This window comes from Polaribacter sp. M10 (assembly GCF_054968445.1).
Genome location: NZ_JBSSBG010000004.1, coordinates 87,988 through 103,927, shown reverse-complemented (window position 1 = coordinate 103,927; position 15,940 = coordinate 87,988). Strand labels below are relative to the sequence as shown.

The 15,940-nt window shown below is 27.8% G+C and carries 13 protein-coding genes; 5 read left to right on the top strand and 8 right to left on the bottom strand.

Annotation, left to right across the window (positions count from 1 at the left end; translation table 11 throughout):
• Positions 1 to 158: 158 nt before the first annotated feature.
• On the top strand, positions 159 to 1,130 hold the full coding sequence (gene ftsY / locus ACWYN7_RS06350; RefSeq protein WP_462859022.1) for a signal recognition particle-docking protein FtsY: 972 nt from the start codon (positions 159 to 161) through the stop codon (positions 1,128 to 1,130).
• 22 nt (positions 1,131 to 1,152) lie between these two features.
• Here ftsY and ACWYN7_RS06345 read toward each other — a convergent pair whose 3' ends face one another.
• Positions 1,153 to 1,680, bottom strand: a complete 528-nt coding sequence (locus tag ACWYN7_RS06345) for a DUF421 domain-containing protein (RefSeq protein WP_462859021.1) — start codon at positions 1,678 to 1,680, stop codon at positions 1,153 to 1,155.
• Positions 1,681 to 1,837: 157 nt separating this feature from the next.
• Between ACWYN7_RS06345 and rimO the strand changes: the two genes are divergently transcribed.
• Positions 1,838 to 3,190, top strand: a complete 1,353-nt coding sequence (gene rimO / locus ACWYN7_RS06340; RefSeq protein ID WP_462859020.1) for a 30S ribosomal protein S12 methylthiotransferase RimO — start codon at positions 1,838 to 1,840, stop codon at positions 3,188 to 3,190.
• A gap of 6 nt (positions 3,191 to 3,196) precedes the next feature.
• Here rimO and ACWYN7_RS06335 read toward each other — a convergent pair whose 3' ends face one another.
• Positions 3,197 to 5,059 carry an AAA family ATPase gene (locus tag ACWYN7_RS06335; protein ID WP_462859019.1) on the bottom strand — a complete coding sequence of 621 codons (1,863 nt, stop codon included), beginning with the start codon at positions 5,057 to 5,059 and terminating at the stop codon, positions 3,197 to 3,199.
• Between the two features lie 32 nt (positions 5,060 to 5,091).
• On the bottom strand, positions 5,092 to 7,575 hold the full coding sequence (locus ACWYN7_RS06330; protein WP_462859018.1) for a M14 family metallopeptidase: 2,484 nt from the start codon (positions 7,573 to 7,575) through the stop codon (positions 5,092 to 5,094).
• 201 nt (positions 7,576 to 7,776) lie between these two features.
• Between ACWYN7_RS06330 and bshC the strand changes: the two genes are divergently transcribed.
• A complete protein-coding gene (gene bshC, locus ACWYN7_RS06325) occupies positions 7,777 to 9,369 on the top strand; it encodes a bacillithiol biosynthesis cysteine-adding enzyme BshC (protein ID WP_462859017.1) in 1,593 nt (530 codons plus the stop codon).
• On the top strand, positions 9,369 to 10,223 hold the full coding sequence (gene rlmF, locus ACWYN7_RS06320; RefSeq protein WP_462859016.1) for a 23S rRNA (adenine(1618)-N(6))-methyltransferase RlmF: 855 nt from the start codon (positions 9,369 to 9,371) through the stop codon (positions 10,221 to 10,223). The genes bshC and rlmF overlap by 1 nt, the downstream gene beginning before the upstream one ends.
• A 35-nt stretch (positions 10,224 to 10,258) precedes the next feature.
• On the opposite strand, the gene ACWYN7_RS06315 is transcribed toward rlmF, so the two are convergent.
• Positions 10,259 to 10,861: a hypothetical protein gene (locus ACWYN7_RS06315; protein ID WP_462859015.1), complete on the bottom strand. Its 603-nt coding sequence runs from the start codon at positions 10,859 to 10,861 to the stop codon at positions 10,259 to 10,261.
• Positions 10,862 to 10,864: 3 nt separating this feature from the next.
• Positions 10,865 to 11,146, bottom strand: coding sequence for a hypothetical protein (locus ACWYN7_RS06310; protein ID WP_462859014.1), 282 nt, complete (start codon positions 11,144 to 11,146; stop codon positions 10,865 to 10,867).
• Between the two features lie 103 nt (positions 11,147 to 11,249).
• Here ACWYN7_RS06310 and ACWYN7_RS06305 point away from each other — a divergent pair, with 103 nt between their 5' ends.
• Positions 11,250 to 12,746: a hypothetical protein gene (locus ACWYN7_RS06305; RefSeq protein ID WP_462859013.1), complete on the top strand. Its 1,497-nt coding sequence runs from the start codon at positions 11,250 to 11,252 to the stop codon at positions 12,744 to 12,746.
• 66 nt (positions 12,747 to 12,812) lie between these two features.
• On the opposite strand, the gene ACWYN7_RS06300 is transcribed toward ACWYN7_RS06305, so the two are convergent.
• The 3 genes from ACWYN7_RS06300 to ACWYN7_RS06290 are packed head-to-tail and all read right to left on the bottom strand — an operon-like array spanning position 12,813 to position 15,889.
• On the bottom strand, positions 12,813 to 13,187 hold the full coding sequence (locus ACWYN7_RS06300; protein ID WP_462859012.1) for a LysM peptidoglycan-binding domain-containing protein: 375 nt from the start codon (positions 13,185 to 13,187) through the stop codon (positions 12,813 to 12,815).
• Between the two features lie 27 nt (positions 13,188 to 13,214).
• A complete protein-coding gene (locus ACWYN7_RS06295; RefSeq protein ID WP_462859011.1) occupies positions 13,215 to 13,739 on the bottom strand; it encodes a DUF1573 domain-containing protein in 525 nt (174 codons plus the stop codon).
• Positions 13,740 to 13,759: 20 nt separating this feature from the next.
• The gene (locus tag ACWYN7_RS06290) at positions 13,760 to 15,889 is read right to left on the bottom strand and encodes a DUF4838 domain-containing protein (protein ID WP_462859010.1); all 2,130 of its coding nucleotides are present in this window, start codon (positions 15,887 to 15,889) and stop codon (positions 13,760 to 13,762) included.
• Positions 15,890 to 15,940: the final 51 nt, after the last annotated feature.

Genomic DNA, 15,940 nt, shown 5'->3' with positions numbered 1-15,940 from the left:
TGCTGGCGCTATTACTTTACAAAAAAAGGATATCGCTTCAATCCCTAACGCAACTTGTCTGCCATTTTAATTGATAATCAGCCAATTTGACAAAATTTTAATTTGGTATAATTTTAGACAACCAAATAATAGGAACTAAAAATTAACAACTCAAAAATATGAGTTTTTTTAAAAAGATTTTTTCGAAAGAAAAAAAGGAAACATTAGATAAAGGTTTAGAGAAATCTAAAGAAAGTTTTTTTGGTAAACTAACCAAAGCTGTTGCTGGTAAATCTAAAGTAGATGAAGATGTTTTAGATAATTTAGAAGAGGTTTTAGTAGCATCTGATGTTGGTGTAAATACCACTTTAAAAATTATTGATAGAATAGAAGAACGAGTTGCCAAAGATAAATATGTAGGTACAGACGAGTTAAACAAAATTCTTCGCGAAGAAATTGCTGGTTTATTGTCAGAAACCAATATTGGTAACGAAACCGAATTTACAATTCCAGAAATACCAAAAAAAGAAGGTCAAAAAATGCCTTATGTCTTAATGGTAGTTGGTGTAAATGGAGTAGGTAAAACGACAACCATTGGTAAATTAGCAAGCCAATTTAAAAACCAAGGTTTAAAAGTTGTTTTAGGTGCAGCAGATACATTTAGAGCAGCTGCTATAGATCAATTACAAGTTTGGGCAGACAGAACAGATGTGCCAATTATTCGTCAAGAAATGGGTTCTGATCCTGCTTCTGTAGCTTTTGATACGTTGAAATCTGCAGTAAATCAAGATGCAGATGTGGTAATTATAGATACTGCTGGTCGTTTACACAATAAAGTTAACTTAATGAATGAGTTGACTAAAATTAAACGTGTAATGCAAAAAGTGGTAGATGACGCTCCTCATGATGTCTTACTTGTTTTAGACGGTTCAACAGGTCAAAATGCTTTTGAACAAGCCAAACAATTTACAAAAGCAACAGAAGTAACATCGTTGGCAGTAACTAAATTAGATGGTACAGCAAAAGGCGGAGTTGTAATTGGTATATCAGATCAGTTTCAAATCCCTGTAAAATACATTGGAGTAGGAGAAGGTATAGACGACTTACAAGTTTTTAACAAAGTTGAGTTTGTAGATTCTTTTTTTAAGTAAAAATTAAAAAATATAAAACTGTTTAAAAGGGTTTTCTTAAAACGCCTTCTAATATTTCATCATTTAATTTGCTGTTTTTATCAGAAGAATGAAGCACAGAAATATCTCCAGTAGTTTCTAAAACCACAGCTTTTACTTGCTTGTAATCCAAAACATTGGCTTCTCTTAGTTTAGCTATTAATTGACTTTTCTGAATTCTAGCAGATTTTAAATTTTCATATAAAATTTTATCTTCATCCATTAACAATAGAGGTTTATTAGCTATTGCTGCATCTAATTTTGGATATTTTTTTTGCAAATAAGAAAATGTAAACGTTAAAGCAAGTAAGCTAGAAATTGCAATACTACCATGTACAATACTTGTACTAGAAGTTAGTATAGCTGCTAAAATGCTACCAATTGCAATTGTAAAAGCAAAATCATACGCTGTAAATTTTGCAAAACTTCTAAGACCAATAATTCTTGTTAGTATTATAATTAAAAAGAAAATAATTATACTGCCAATTAAGGTTTCTAAAAGTGGGTCTTTTGGGCTATAAATCCATTCCATAAAGTAATTTTTAAATTGTTGAAATATTTTAAAGATACAATCTATTTTACAGAGTAAAAATAAATTTGCTATTTTAAGAAGTTGTTATAAATAAACACAATCAACTTAAAAAAACATATAATTAAGACTTATATTTGCAAATCGAATTTAAAAAGTTATGCGTACAAAATCCATCAAACAAAATAAGATTAACGTTGTTACTTTAGGTTGCTCTAAAAACATTTACGATAGTGAAGTTTTAATGGGGCAGTTAAAAGCTAATGGTAAAAATGTAGTACATGAAGATGAAAATGACGATGGTAATATTGTTGTAATTAATACTTGTGGATTTATTGGTAAAGCCAAAGAAGAATCTATTGATACTATTTTACATTATGCGCAAAGAAAAGAAGCTGGTGAAATTGATAAAGTTTTTGTTTCTGGATGTTTAAGCGAGCGTTATAAACCAGATCTAGAAAAAGAAATTACCAATGTAGATCAATATTTTGGTACTCACGATTTACCAAATTTATTAAAAGTTTTAGAAGCAGATTATAAACACGAATTAATAGGGGAACGCTTAACAACCACACCAAAACATTATGCGTATTTAAAAATTGCAGAAGGTTGTGATAGACCTTGTTCTTTCTGTGCAATACCTTTAATGAGAGGAAAACATGTTTCAACTCCAATAGAAGATATTGTTACTGAAGCAGAAAAGTTAGCAGAAAAAGGCATCAAAGAAATTATGTTAATTGCACAAGATTTAACCTATTATGGTTTAGATATTTATAAAAAAAGAGCATTAGCACAATTATTAGAAGCACTTGCAAAAGTAGATGGAATAGAATGGATTAGAATGCATTATGCTTTTCCTACTGGTTTTCCTATGGATGTTTTAGAGGTGATGAAACGTGAGCCAAAAGTGTGTAATTATTTAGATATTCCTTTGCAACATATCAATTCTGAGTTGTTAAAATCGATGAAAAGAGGAACAACTCACGAAAAAACAACAGCGTTAATCCGTAAATTTAGAGAAGTTGTGCCAGAAATGGCAATCAGAACTACTTTAATTGTTGGTTATCCAGGAGAAACTGAAGAGATGTTTCAAGAATTAAAAGATTGGGTAGAAGAAATGCGTTTTGAAAGATTAGGTGCTTTCGAATATTCGCACGAAGAAAATACGGGTGCTTATGTTTTAGAAGATGATGTTCCTGATGAGGTTAAGTTTAAAAGAGTTAACGAAATTATGGAAGTACAATCTCAAATTTCTTGGGAATTAAATCAACAAAAAATAGGAAAAACTTTTCGTTGTTTGTTTGATAGAAAAGATGGCGAGTATTTCTATGGACGTACAGAATTCGATTCACCAGATGTAGATAATGATGTTTTAGTAGATGCTAGAGAACATTACATAAAAATTGGTGAATTTATTGATATAGAAATTCACGAAGCTGGAGATTACGATTTATATGGAACACCTGTTAAAAAATTAGAAAAACCTACTTCTTTAAATCAGAAAAGAAAGTAAGTAATTTTATTCTTGCAAAATTTTGAAAATATTGAAAAATGCTTTCGGCATAATTTCTGGAACATCATCCATAACTTTTTCTATAATTGCAACCTTTAAAGCTTTTTCTTTTTGTCTTTTTATAGAGTTTAATTCAGGAAATACTTGTAAAATTTTATCTTCTAAGTTATGACCTTGATGATTTAAATACCACTCAGGGATTTTAATAATTTTATCATTCAATAATGTAACTTCTTTGATTTCGAGATTTTTATTTTCCCAAAATTTTAAAAAGTATCTATCTATGATTTGTTGTAATTTTTCGTTATCAAAAGATTTAAAATCATAGTAATTTTCTTTTGATGTTAAATTGAAATATTCCTTTTCTATGATTTTTTCTCTAATTAACAGGGCAGAAATTAATAATGGATCTAAGATAAAATTTTCAATACTATATCTTTCATCAACACCTAAAACCTTAATATATTCATTTGAGGGGTTTTTACCATCATAATCAATAATACCCCAAACAGTATTATTTCCAGATTTTCTTAAAACATCAGTTATAATTTCAACTTGATTACAACTTCCATTATGATGTAATTTGGAATCGCCAGAAGAAATGAAATTTAAAGTTATTTCTGAGTTTAGAAAAGGTTGTAATATTAAATAAATTTTTTCATAGAATTCGACATCATAATCACTCTCAACAAAAACTTGTCTTCTATCTTCATAATTTATATTCAAATATGGAACACCTGTTGTTAAACTTTTTAATGCTTTACTTTTAGATTCTTTTATTGGATATCCTAAAGTCCTATCCATTCTAAAAATTGAATTTTCAGGAGCGAGAGCCACAGTTGAAGGTGAATGTGTAGTTAAAATTACTTTAACGTTGTGTTCTTTAACTAAAACTTCCTGAATTACTGAGAGAAATAGGTCTGTTAATTGAGGGTGTAAATGAGCATCGGGTTCGTCAAATAACACAACTTCAGGAAATTTACCGTAATTTGATGCGTGATATAAAACGAAAATCAAGGACATAATAGTTTTTTCGCCCGATGACAAACTTTTAAAAGTAACATTTTCAATTCCTGTTTCCTTATCAATTAGTCTAACAGGAGGTGGAGTTTCATTATTTTTTGAAGGTGTATATCTAGTTCTGTATCTATAATTAGCATTTTCAAGTATCTGATTAAAAACTTCCCAAGGTGGTGTTACATCTTTAGTTAAATTTGGATAGTATATTGTTTTTAAATGAAATTGATGAAATAATAAATCTAAAGCTGAAGAAAACAACTGAGATGGAGCTTCAAAGAATATTAAAAAATCTAAAAAGTAGATATCATCAATTGTCTTATTTGATTTTGTACTAATTTCTTTTAATTGTCTTAGTTGGGAAATACTAGCCTTCTTTGTGTTATTAGAGGAAAAATTACTACGATTATTTAAACCCATAGCTAAGTTTATAATCTCTTTATTTAATGCTTCTAATTCTAATTGTTCACTTTCAAATGTTTTATATTTCAAAGAATTATATGACCTAGCTAAATAATTTAAGTTATTCCATTTATCTCGAATTTGATTTATCAAAGTATTATTACTTGAAACTCTATTTTCGTTATCTAATAATCCAGGCGAAGAATAAACTATATTATTTAACCTATTTTCTCCATTATCAGTAATAGGAAATACTATCTTATAATCACTTTCTGATTGTTGCTTTTCATACCTCTCAACTTTTATGCGATATTCATTTGGGAATCTTAAAGATTCTAATAGTTGTGTTTTTCCAGAACCATTTCCTCCTGTTAAAATTGTGAAATCGGGTAGGGTTAGCCCTAGTTTTTCTTTTAAAATTTTATTATTACTTAAAATATTTATAATCATAGCAGTAATTCTTAAATAAGTTTTAAAATTAATTAAAAATGACTCGAATTTCTTAAGAAAATTGCATTGGCAAAAAATAGTTTACCATTTTCCCAAAATGCTCTAAATAATGGGTTATCAACCATATAAATAATACTTCCTCTTCCCATTTGGTCTTCACCAAAAAGTAAAGATTCTGGTACATTTTCTAAAGCTTTTACTCCTGCAAAACCAGCTACGTTTTTTGCATCTTTGGTAAAGTAAGCCACATTTCCACCATTTTTTAAGTATTCGTAACTTCTACTACTAGATTTTAAAGAGAAATAACTATCAGCATAACCAAATGCTAAAGGATGGCTAGCATCTACTTTACTATTAAAAATGGCGCCTATAATTATATTATTTGTTCTTTCTCTTTCTAAATCTTCGTAAGGTATTAGGTTGGCTTTGTCAGCTTTATCTTTATCATCACTCTTTTTCGATTTTAAAGAAAAGCCTTCTTTGTCTGCAAAACTATTTAATGCGTTTTTAATGGCTATTAATGTTCCACCAGATCTAACCCAGCTTTTTAGTTTGTCTAAAGTGCTTTTGTTTAAAACCCTACTGTAATATCCGTCAGGTAAAATAATTACATCATAATTAGAAAAATCGACTCTACTAAAATAATCAGTATCTAAAATAGAAACAGGGTACTTTAATTCGGTTTCAAAATAATGCCAAATTTGACCAAATGACAAAGAAGAAGTTCCAGAGCCAGAGAGCAATGCAACTCTTTGTTTAAAAATTGGTTTTACATTACCAGAACCAAAATCTTTACCAGAATCTACAAAACCAGTAGAAACAGGTGTAACTTTTCTGCCCAATTTGTTGGCAATTGCAACTACTTTTGTATCAAATTTTTTATTTTTTAGGTTATCGTGTCTTAAAATAATTAAAGAACCTTTTTGGTAATTTTTACCTTCTAAAGAAAAATCTTTTTCAGAAAAACGAACTTTAATACCTGCGTTTAATAATTGAGCTAAAAAAGTAGCATCGTCTATACTATTCCATTTAGAAATATATGCGTAAGAAGAAGTATTTTCTGAATTTAAAACACTATTATTCATTTCTTTTTTTGATGAACTTACTGTATTTTCAGAAGCTACTGCATTAAAACCATGTGCATAAGGTAAAGCCCAAGCAGTACTATCATAAGTTAAAGAATCTAAGATTTTAGTTTGTGGCTCAAACAAAACTTTTACCATTCTTCCTTTTGGTTGATTGGTGTGTACAACCAAATCGCTTGAAGTTACATTTAGGCTTTCTTCTTTTAAGGTAGCATAATTGTATCCTTTTACTTTTCCAGAATTTGCAAATTCATACGCAATTTCATGCTTATCAAGTAAATTAATTAAACGTTGTGTTTTATCAGAATTTTCGTTCTTTAACACATAACTTTTGTATTTGTAATTTTTATCAGCAAAGAATTTTTTAAACTCTGTATTTAGTTTTTCTGCATTTTTAGATGATATTTCTACTGTAGATAAACCAGTTGTATAATGATGTTGTGCTCTATCTATTAAAGTTAATTCAATACCTTCATCATTATCAATACCTAAACCAGCTCTTCCATGACCTGCTTGTTCGTATGTCATACCAATTGCTCCCATAAAAGTTGGGTAAGTGTCACCATAACTTGGGTATAATAAATCGAAAGATTCTTTGGTAAAATACATCCAATTGTTTTTATCGAAATAAGAAGCGTGATTTTTACCTATTTGTGTTTGAAAATCAATTTGCCAATCAGTAATATCTTCATGAAAAGGTTTAGCTGCAGGTGCAAAATAATAAGGACTATTTATGCCTTGTTCATGAAAATCTACATGTACATGAGGCAACCATTTGTTGTAAACCTTTAAACGTTGCTGGGTTTCTACTTGTGTTGCCCAAGCCCAATCTCTATTTAAATCGAATAAATAATGGTTTGGTCTTCCTCCAGGCCAAGGTTCATGGTGTTCTTTAGAATCTTGTGAGCTATTATATGGTGAATTTTGAACTTGATTGTACCAGTTTACATACCTGTCTCTACCATCAGGATTGATACACGGATCTATAATAACCACCGTGTTTTTTAACCAATCTTTTTTGTTAGTTACCAAATCATAAAGTGTTAACATAGAGGCTTCTGTACTAGAGGCTTCATTACCATGTACGTTATAACTTAACCAAACAATGGCTTTGTTATTCTCTGTATTTGTTGTTAAAATACCTGCTTGAGAAAGGTTTGCTTTTCTAATTTCTTCTAAATTATCTATATTTTCTTGCGATGAAATATAGGTTACATAAAGAGGTCTGTGTTCGTTAGTTTCTCCATATTTTTCTAATTGTACATTTGTTAAAGTGTTGCTTACATATTTAAAATAATCAACAACTTTATGATGTCTTGTAAAACGTGTGCCAATTTCGTAGCCTAAAAATTCTTGAGGAGATTGAATTTCTTGAGAGATTAAGGAACAAAATGAGAAAATGGAAATAATGAGAAGTGCTTTAATTTTCATTGATAAGAATTTGAATTTTATCAAAAGTAAGGAATAAAACCCACTATTTAAAGCTGATTTGTTTTAGACACGTTAAAAATTTGTTAGTATGATTTTCTATTCTTTACAGAATTTAAAATAGTTGTATTTTTATCGAAATTTAGTAAATTTTATGAATTCTACATCAGATACTGATTGTTGTTTAAAATGTGTACTTTAATGATGAAAGTAACACAAATTCCATTTAAAAAGACAGGTTTTTTCTCTAAAACAATGCTAGATTATTTAGAGCAAAAGAATACTATACATCCATTTTATAACAATTTTCCAGATATCAATGGATTCCAAAAACAAATTGAAGAAAAACAAAAATCGTTTGCTTTAGAAACAAGGTTGGTGTTGGCTGATGCTTTAAAAAAGCAATATCAATCTTTTGATATCTCAGATAAAACTGCTGCAAATATTGACTTGTTAAAGCAAGAAAATACATTTAGTATAACTACAGGTCATCAACTAAACTTATTTACAGGGCCACTTTATTTTTTGTATAAAATTATTTCTACGATTAATTTAGCTGAAGAATTGTCAGAGAAATTTCCTGAACAGAATTTTGTACCCATTTATTGGATGGCAACTGAAGATCATGATTTTGATGAAATCAATTATTTTAATTTTGATGGTAAAAAAGTAACTTGGAACAGAAATGATGGTGGTGCAGTTGGTCGTTTTTCTACAGAAGGTTTAGACGAAGTTTTCGAAGTTTTTTCTGAACATTTAGGCAATTCTAACAATGCAAAATATTTAAAAAATCTTTTTTCTGATGCCTATATTAAACATAATAATTTAGCAGATGCAACTCGTTTTATTGCTAATGAGTTGTTTAAAGAATTTGGTTTACTTATTGTTGATGGCGATGATAAATCGCTTAAAGAATTATTTGCGCCATTTGTAAAAGATGAATTAGAAAATGAAACTTCCTTTCATGTGGTTTCTAAAACGATTATTGAGTTAGAGAAAAACTATAAAATTCAAGTAAATCCTAGAGAAATTAACCTTTTTTATTTGGGTGATGATTTTAGAGAACGAATTATTTATGAGGATAATTGTTACAAAGTAAATAATACAGCTATTCGTTTTTCTAAGGATGAAATTTTAAAAGAAATAGATAAAAATCCTTTGGCTTTTTCGCCAAATGTAATTATGAGACCTTTGTATCAAGAAGTAATTTTACCAAATCTATGTTATCTTGGTGGAGGAGGAGAGATGGCTTATTGGTTAGAACTAAAAGATTATTTTAATACAGTAAATGTTCCTTTTCCTATTTTATTGTTGCGTAATTCTGTTCAAGTAGTATCAGAAAAACAAGCTAAGAAACTATCTAAATTAGATATTTCTTTAGAAGAAATGTTTTTAAATCAATATGATTTAATCAGTAAAAAAGTAACTGAAAATACGGCTATTGAAACCAATTTTTCTGAGAAAATAGAATTTTTAAAAAATCAATTTTCAGATTTAAAAGAAGTCGCTTTAAAAACTGATGTTACGTTCTTAAATGCAGTAAATGCACAAGAAAGAAAACAAATTAAAGGTTTAGAAAATTTAGAAAAACGTTTGTTAAAAGCTGAAAAAAGAAGACAGAAAGATTTAGTAGAACGAATTACTTTATTACAAAATGAAATTTTACCAAATCAATCTTTAGAAGAGCGTCAGCGTAATTTTTCTGAGTATTATTTAGAATATGGTGCTGGATTTATTACGGCTTTAAAACAAACATTAAAACCATTGACATTAGAATTTACAATTCTCGAATTATAATGAAAGACAAAGGACTTCACCCAAAAAATAAATTCAACCAAGGGTATAATTTTGATGAATTGGTAAAACAAAATCCAAATTTATCTAAGTTTGTAACTCAGAATAAATTCGATAAAATTTCGATTGATTTTTCGAATCCGAAAGCTGTAAAAGAGCTTAATAAAGCACTATTATTTACTTATGATAAAATTTCTGTTTGGGATTTTCCTGATGAAAATTTATGTCCTCCAATTCCTGGACGATTAGATTATATTCATCATTTATCAGACTTAAATTCATCCAAAGAAAACAAAACAGTTTTAGATATTGGAACTGGGGCAACTTGTATTTATCCGCTTTTGGGTGTTGCAGAATACAATTGGAATTTTGTAGCTACAGATATCGATTTAGATTCTTTAGATTCAGCACAAGATATTATTGATGATAATGATTTAGATGCAAAAATTGAGTTAAGACAACAGTTTGATGAGCAACATATTTTAAAAGATATTTTAGAGGAAGATGATGCTTTTTTTGCAACAATGTGCAATCCGCCTTTTTACAAATCTGCAGAAGAGGCTAGAGGAGCTAATAGAAGAAAGTCAAGAAATTTGGGCAATAATGCTGTTCGTAATTTTTCTGGAAACAATAATGAATTGTGGTATGTAGGAGGTGAAAAAGCATTTTTACATAATTATTTATACGAAAGTTCACTTTATAAAGATAAGAGTGAATGGTTTACAAGCTTGGTTTCTAAAAAAGAAAACGTAGAAAGTTTGCAAAAATCAGCCAAAAAATTGGGGGTAAAAGAGTTTAAAATTATTCCTTTACATCAAGGGAATAAAGTAACTAGAATTGTTTGTTGGCAATTTTAAATTGATGATTTTGTTGATTCATTAATCAATATTTTTTAGTTGTACACAATATCATCAATTTTATATTTTTTACACGCATAATGTAATATGCTGTAAACTAGCATGTGTACAAAAAGTAAGCATAAAAAGGCGTACAAAGGCACTCCAAAAATTTGATAAGGCCAATAATAGGTCCAAACACCTAAAAGAATGGTAATTACTTCTCCAAAAGCAGGTAGAATTAGCGCTAATATAATGGCTAAAATAATTTTATTTTTTTGCGTTGGATGTTGTAAATACGGAATTATATTTCGTTCTAATTTGTATAAATAATGAAAAGCCAACATCCAAGCAAAAGGCACCCATAAAGGGATTTCTCTAGATACTTGATGATATTCCCAATAACCATTGGCAACTCCCCAAGTTTCGCCAACTACGCCTCCAAATCCCGTTAATAACATACCTGCTAACAATAACCAATTTTTATCGGTTTTAGGTTTTAGTATTTCTTTATAAATATTATGAATAATTTTTAGGATTAAAAGAATGGCAATTGCCAAATCGTATTGCTTTAAAATACCAATTAAAACACCTGCTATAACAAGTTTTAGAAGTGCTTTTAAAATTTCTGTGTAGAATTTCTTTTTATTTGTAATCAAATTTTAGCGCTCTTTTTTTAATTTTTGATATTTCTTTTCGTGTAAATTAAATTCGATAAAATACACATAGAGTCCGTAAATAACAGAAATCATTAGAAAACAAATAGGAAATACTTTAAAAGCTTCTGTGGTAAAACCATATTTAATAACACAATACAATGCACTAAAAATAAAGCTAAATACGGCACTATTTTTTATGGTATACTCTTTTTTGTTTTTCCTCTTTTCTTCCCAATATTTCAGGAATTTTTGATTCCTTTTATCCATATAATTATTTGGATCCATACTTTTTTTCAAATATAAAAAAACTGAATCAGTTAAAGATTATTCTATATGGTTTAATAAAAATTAAATTTGAAACTTAAATTTGTATAGAAGATTTAAGCTTATGAACAAGAAAAGATATATTAACATAGCACTTATTATAGCATCTATTATAATACTCTATAAAATTGCAGATGTTTATGGAACTAATAAAATAGACAGTTTTTTAAAATCTAAAAACATTGCTTACAAAGAGGTTTCTGTAAATTTTTTATTAGGTAATCTTTCTCTTAAAGATGTAAATTACCAAAAAGATAGCTTGAATTTTAAAGCAACTAAAATTGCCTTAGATGGTTTTTCTTATTTTACTTATTTTCAAAATAAGGAAATTATATTTTCTGATTTAGAGACAGATCATTTAAAGATCTCTGGAAATTTTTTACATCAATCAAAAAAAAAGGATACAATTAAGGTTGAAAAAAATACGAAGACTAAAAAATTACCAAAAATTAAAATAAAGGAAATTGATTTAAATACTATCGAAATAAATGTTTTAAAAAAAGATAAGTATCCTTTAACTGTAAAAAATATTGCAATTGAAATTAATGATTTTGAACTAGATACTATTTTAAAGAATTCTATTCCTTTTAAATACTCAGATATTAAAACTTCTGTAATTGGTTTTGAATCTCAATTTTCTAAAGTTCAGAAAGTAAAGTTTAAAAAATTACTTTTTGAAACTGATGAAATTACTGTAGATAGTTTAGAAATTGTTCCGCTAAAATCAACAGAGGATTATATTTATCATCTTAAAAAAGAAAAAGAATTATTAACGTTACTTGCAAAAGAAATTAAAGTTGATAATATTTTGCTTACTCAAAAGAAAAAATTGAGTTTTTCTATAGATAACATTTTATTAGATGGTATTTTCTTTAATTTATATTTGGATGCAACACATCTAAAGGAGAGAACCAGAATTAAAAATTTATACAGCAAAAGTTTAAGAGAACTACCTTTTGATATTGATGTAAAAAATATTGATATTATAAACTCAGAGATTGTTTATGAAGAATATACCAAAAAAGGTAATGATGCTGGTATTTTGGTGTTTGATGATTTGAAAGCGCAAATTCAAAATATTAATAATAAAGAAAATAAAATAGAAAAATTAACAACGGTTAATATTCAATCTAAATTTATGAAAACGTCTGCTTTAGATATTATTTGGACGTTTGATATTAATAATAAAAATGATGATTTTAGAATAACTGGAAGTTTATTGAATGTAAGTTCTAAAAATATGAGTGCGTTTATTCAGCCTACAACAAATGTAAAAATTAAAGGGCAAATTAATAAAATGTATTTTGATTTTGAAGGGGACAAGAATTTTTCTAACGGAAAAATGGAAATGGATTTCAAAAATTTTGATATTCAAGTTTTAGACGATGAAAAAAAGAAGAAAACAATTATAAGTTGGGTTATTAATCTTTTTGTAAAAGATTCTTCTAAAAACGGAATGGTAAAAGTAGATGTTAAAGAAGTAGAAAGAAATAAAACTAAATCTTTTTGGAATTATTTATGGATAAGTATTGAGAATGGTTTGCAAAAATCGTTGTTATAGTTTTTTAGAAAAAGTAAAGCCGAAGTTTTTAAACTTCGGCTTTTTTATTTTCTAATTTATGGATTCTTACAAATTAGGAATCACCAATTCTTGACCTGGATGAATTACATCTGGGTTGCTTAAAATATCTTTATTTGCTTCAAAAATAGCAACATATTTCATTGGTTTTCCATAATAATGCTTTGCTATTTTTCCTAAAGTTTCTCCTTTTTCTACAGTATGCGTTGCGTAAATAGAAGTATCAGCAACTCTAATGTCTGCCATAATATCTGTAGGATTTTCTCCACCAATCTTTTTTATTTCATCCCAAAGAATGTTTTTTTCGTACTGGTTTTTAGCTGTTCCTTTAACAATTAATTTACCATTTTCTTCTTTAACCTCTCCATCTTGAATGTTTAATTGTTCGCCTAAGTCTAGTACACTTTGATATTTTGCTTTCATTTATTTTTGATTTTTAAATTGTTTCTGTTATCTAATTGTTCTTTCTTCATCTACATAGTAGCCTTGTTGTGTAAGGTCACCATCAACTTCTCCTGCTAATTTTTCTTTTCTTCTTTGTAAATAGATTTCTTCGTAATCTTGCGTATAATGTGGAGAAGTAACCACATTTAAATCGAATTTAATAGTTGTAAAAATGTCTTTTTCTGTATTGGCAACTATAGTTACATAAAACTCAACATAGCCAATATTTTTAGCACTATCATAATCTAATGTTATATAACCAAAATCATCTTTACCAATCGATGTTGATGGATAATCGATATCTATACAACCACAAGAAGCTTGTACATCGTAAATGATTAATGGCTCATTACCTCTATTATAAAACTTGTATTCTGCTGTTAGTTCAGATCCACGTAATATTGGATAGTAATGTCTATCTGGATTTTCAATTTCCATTTTTGTTTTTCTAACGTTATTAATATCAGGCTTTCTAAAATCGCAAGCGCTAATAGTTAATGTTAAAATAAAAAGTATGAGTAATTTTTTCATTGTTGTAAATTTAATATTTTTTAATTAAATATAATTTCATCACAAGCCAAAGCATTTTTACCTCCAATATTTTGTTTTTTTACTTTAATTATAAAACTGTCTGATAGTTGCTCATCATCGAATTTTGTAGGAAGTTCTATAGAAACTTCTTTTATATCTAAATTAGAATCGTCTTTTTTTACTTTTAATTTTTTAATGATGTTGTTATTGGTATCTAAAATTTCTATCACTCCAGGATAATAAATATGGTGTTTTACATCTTGCAAAAAAGAAAAAGTAATTTTTTTAGATTTAGAAATACCAGCTTTATCAATTTTTAAAACCAGATTATCCACAGAAGAAATGTGCCAATTTGTGTTATAATCATTTAAACCAAAAGCACCATCATTAAGCATTTTTATATTGGTATAATCTTCATCTAACTTAGATAAAACCTCAAAATTTTTCTTGTAAAAATAATGTTTTCTTTTGTGATATTTGTAAATCGTTTTTCGCCAACTATTAATATAATCACTAATATTATATTTTCTTTCGTTATATGTTTTTAGATTTGCAGATCTGCTATAAGCGGCTAAATTATCTAAAAGAATGCCTGCTTCGTTTTTAACAATAATTTCTCGATCGTTATTTAAAGTACCAAAACCATAAATTCCCAAACCATAATCTCTCATAATTTCTAATTTAAGAAAAGTAAGGGCAGTAGCCAATTTTAAATATTCTTTATCGTATTTATTACTTTGAGTGTGTGTGTTGAATTCATCATAAAAATCAAAAAACACTTTAGGGTCTAAATATTTTTTTACAGTTTTATCTATACCACTGTAAATGCTTAATTCTTTATTACTTGTGTAAAAAGAGTTGTCTATATGTGTGTAATAATTTGTTAAAATACTCGCTAATTTATTGGAGTATTTTTCGTTGAAATAATTTTTTATTTCTTGATCAACATCAATATTTGGACTCCATAAAAGTTTGGCAAAAATTGTGGATTTTAACTCTTGAAAAGTGCTGTAATCATATTCGCTTCCATGCAAAAAAACGCCATTAATGCCTAACTTTTTGTACAGTTTTAAATTCTGTTGTGTAACTTTTAATGTTGGATAAACATCAAAATAATTATCATAATTTACAGTATAATCCCAAACGTAAACGTTGTTTAAATAATTGCTCCATTTTTTGATGTCCCTTTCAAAGTTTTTAAATTTTTTGGTATTTTCTAAAGGAATTCCTTTTTGTACATCAATTGTACTGTAAAAAATTCCTGTATTGCTTTCTGCTTTAAATTTCGGAACATTTTTTACGGTGATGTAAGCTGTTGTAAAAAAAGTAGATCTTATATTGTCTTTTGCCAATTTATTTAAAAATGTAAACACAGCAGGTGCTGCATCTTGAGAAGTATTACCCACAGCTTTACAAGTATTACAAGTACAGACAATATTGTTATCATTTGGTAAAATCATGTATTTGTTAAAAGCATGATCGCTATCAAAAATTCTTTTTACATTTTCATTTACATATTTGTACAAACTATCGCTTGTAAAACAGAACTGTTTTTTAGTTCTTGCACTACCCACTTTTGCATAAACAGATTCTGGTAGATTGTAATCTTTAAGTAACTTAGGCAAATTATGGCCCCAAATTCCCCATTCTAACTCTAAAGAACTGGTTTTGTGCCAAGCTCTAAATTCTGGATTTAGGTTAGAAGCATAATACGGTTCTCTATATTCGAATTCAGGAGAAGAACAAATGCTAAACTGCTCAGGAATATTAATTTCTGAAATATAGTTATCGCTAACAGTGTTTAAATCGTTAAAAGTTAGATTGGTATATCTTTTAAAAAAATCGCTAATGCCATACATTAAATGTTGCGCATTAGAACCTTGTATGGTTATGTTTTTATCTTTTTTGTAAATACAAAAATTATCTTTTTGAGTAGGATTAATTCTAAGTAATATGTAATTATAATTTTTATTTAAACTATTACTTCTTTCTATTTTTAAAATTTCGCCTGTAACTGTTTTAAATTTTTTATTAAAATCTTCAGCAGCCTTACTCACTAAAATACCTGCAGCAAATGGAATATTTATTTTAGGCGATATTTTAGCTTCTTTAGAATACAGTGTTATTTTATTTTGTGCACAAGATGTCAAGCTTAAAAAAAATATAAATAAGAATATGTATTTTTTAAACATAGTGTTTTT

What these genes read in the sequence shown, in the direction of transcription:
- ftsY (WP_462859022.1), top strand. Translation starts at nt 159, where the DNA reads ATGAGTTTTTTTAAAAAGATTTTTTCGAAAGAAAAAAAGGAAACATTA.
- ACWYN7_RS06345 (WP_462859021.1), bottom strand. Translation starts at nt 1,680, where the DNA reads ATGGAATGGATTTATAGCCCAAAAGACCCACTTTTAGAAACCTTAATT.
- rimO (WP_462859020.1), top strand. Translation starts at nt 1,838, where the DNA reads ATGCGTACAAAATCCATCAAACAAAATAAGATTAACGTTGTTACTTTA.
- ACWYN7_RS06335 (WP_462859019.1), bottom strand. Translation starts at nt 5,059, where the DNA reads ATGATTATAAATATTTTAAGTAATAATAAAATTTTAAAAGAAAAACTA.
- ACWYN7_RS06330 (WP_462859018.1), bottom strand. Translation starts at nt 7,575, where the DNA reads ATGAAAATTAAAGCACTTCTCATTATTTCCATTTTCTCATTTTGTTCC.
- bshC (WP_462859017.1), top strand. Translation starts at nt 7,777, where the DNA reads ATGAAAGTAACACAAATTCCATTTAAAAAGACAGGTTTTTTCTCTAAA.
- rlmF (WP_462859016.1), top strand. Translation starts at nt 9,369, where the DNA reads ATGAAAGACAAAGGACTTCACCCAAAAAATAAATTCAACCAAGGGTAT.
- ACWYN7_RS06310 (WP_462859014.1), bottom strand. Translation starts at nt 11,146, where the DNA reads ATGGATCCAAATAATTATATGGATAAAAGGAATCAAAAATTCCTGAAA.
- ACWYN7_RS06305 (WP_462859013.1), top strand. Translation starts at nt 11,250, where the DNA reads ATGAACAAGAAAAGATATATTAACATAGCACTTATTATAGCATCTATT.
- ACWYN7_RS06300 (WP_462859012.1), bottom strand. Translation starts at nt 13,187, where the DNA reads ATGAAAGCAAAATATCAAAGTGTACTAGACTTAGGCGAACAATTAAAC.
- ACWYN7_RS06295 (WP_462859011.1), bottom strand. Translation starts at nt 13,739, where the DNA reads ATGAAAAAATTACTCATACTTTTTATTTTAACATTAACTATTAGCGCT.